Source organism: Sphingomonas sp. (assembly GCF_048594985.1).
Lineage (GTDB): Bacteria > Pseudomonadota > Alphaproteobacteria > Sphingomonadales > Sphingomonadaceae > Sphingomonas_I.
In genome coordinates, this window is sequence record NZ_JBMDXG010000180.1 from 1 (window position 1) to 1,680 (window position 1,680).

3 protein-coding genes are annotated in these 1,680 nt (G+C 67.4%); 2 read left to right on the plus strand and 1 reads right to left on the minus strand.

All coding sequences use genetic code 11. The annotated features are described in order from the left end of the window. The coding region (locus ACOJSF_RS06910; protein ID WP_420141479.1) for a serine hydrolase domain-containing protein at positions 1–411 on the minus strand (411 nt) is incomplete at its 3' end. A 100-nt stretch (positions 412–511) separates the two neighbouring features. Between ACOJSF_RS06910 and ACOJSF_RS06915 the strand changes: the two genes are divergently transcribed. Both ACOJSF_RS06915 and ACOJSF_RS06920 read left to right on the plus strand, forming a co-directional pair. Beyond that, positions 512–1,222: a helix-turn-helix domain-containing protein gene (locus ACOJSF_RS06915; protein WP_420141480.1), complete on the plus strand. Its 711-nt coding sequence runs from the start codon at positions 512–514 to the stop codon at positions 1,220–1,222. Further along, a partial coding sequence (locus ACOJSF_RS06920) for a membrane dipeptidase (RefSeq protein ID WP_420141481.1) occupies positions 1,219–1,680 on the plus strand: 462 nt, incomplete at its 3' end. The genes ACOJSF_RS06915 and ACOJSF_RS06920, both read left to right, overlap by 4 nt.

The following is a 1,680-nucleotide window of genomic DNA, read 5'->3' on the forward strand; positions in this document are numbered from 1 at the left end:
GTCGGCATCCAGATCCAGGCGCCCGGCCTCGACCTGTTGCATCACCGCCGTCCAGGTCACGAGTTTGGAGACCGAGCCCGGCCGGAAGAGGGTTCGCGCTGGATCGACCCGGCGGCGCTTCGCCACGTCGGCATAGCCATAGCCCTTGGCCGCGATCACCTGCCCATCCTTCACGACGGTGACGACCGCGCCGGCAATGTCCCCGCTGCGGAGCGCATAGGGCATGTATCCGTCGAGCCAGGTCTCCACGTCGCCGGCCGTCAGCGCGCGGGCCGTAGCGGGCATGGCGGGCCCGGACTGCGTGAGAACGGGGGCGGGGGTGAGTGGCGTCGGAGGGGTGACGGGTTGCTGCGCGACCGCCGCCATGCCGAACAATCCCGCAAGCGCGCCCAGCCATTTCATGGATACCATGGCGTTTCTCCCTTCCCCCGTTGCCGAGCGATACCGCGATCGGTAACGTAATGCCGATATTCCGATCAGGACAAGCTGATCCTAATCGGAGAATTCGTCAATGGCCGGGAGCCGGAACAACGTGTCGTCGTCGCCATCCACGCTCGGAAAGCTGCTGAAGGGCGTGCGCTCGCGGGAGGGCTGGACGCTGAAAGAGATGAGCGCGCGGAGCGGCATCCCCGTCTCGACCCTGTCGAAGATCGAGCATGACCGGCTGACCTTGTCCTATGACAAGCTCCAGTCGCTCAGCCAGCGACTCGGCATGCGCATGTCCGAATTGTTCGCCGAGCCCGATCGCGACGCCGCGCAGCCCGTCACCGGGCGCCGCAGCCTGAGCGATATTGCCGGGGCGGTGCGCGTCGAGACCCCCAATTACGATTATTATTATTTGTGCACGGAGCTTCGGCGGAAGCGGATGGTGCCCGTCGTCACCAAGATCCGCGCGCGCTCGGCCGAGCAGTTCGGCGACCTCGTCCGCCATAGCGGCGAGGAATTCCTGTACGTGCTGAGCGGCAGCATCGTCGTGCAGACCGAATTCTACGATCCGGTGACATTGGGGCCGGGGCAGGCACTCTACATCGATTCGAGCATGGGGCACGCCTACCTCGCGGCCGAGGGCTGCGACGAGGCAGAGGTGCTCGGCGTGATGTCGAGCGCGGGGGAGGAAGAGTTGATGGAATCGTTGCTCAGCCTGCACGAGGAACAGCGGCAGGTGGCCGCCGTGAACGAAAATGCGCCCGCGCCGTCGCGTCGCACGGGCAAAGGGCGATGAGCCGCCGCGTTCCCCTGCTGATCGCGCTGGCCGTTGCGTGGGGCGCGACTGCGCCGGCGCATGCGGACGAGTATTCCGCGCGGGTGGCGCGCTTACTGCGCGCGACGCCCCTGATCGATGGCCACAATGACTGGCCCGATGCCCTGCGCGAGAATGAGGGCGAGGCACGCTGGACGGCGGATCTCACCAACCTGTCCAGCCGGCCGCATCGCTACAACACCGACATCGCCCGGCTGCGGCAGGGCATGGTCGGGGCGCAATTCTGGTCGGTCTGGGTGCCGGCCGACCTGCCCGGCAAGGAGCAGGTCGAACGCACGCTCGAACAGATCGATCTCGTCCATGCCATCGCCGCGCGCTACCCGGATCGCTTCGCCATGGTGCGGACCGCGGCGGAGGTGCGGCGCGCGCATCAGGCGGGGCGGATCGGGTGCCTGATCGGCGTCGAGGGCGGCGGGCAG

What these genes read in the sequence shown, in the direction of transcription:
- ACOJSF_RS06915 (WP_420141480.1), top strand. Translation starts at nt 512, where the DNA reads ATGGCCGGGAGCCGGAACAACGTGTCGTCGTCGCCATCCACGCTCGGA.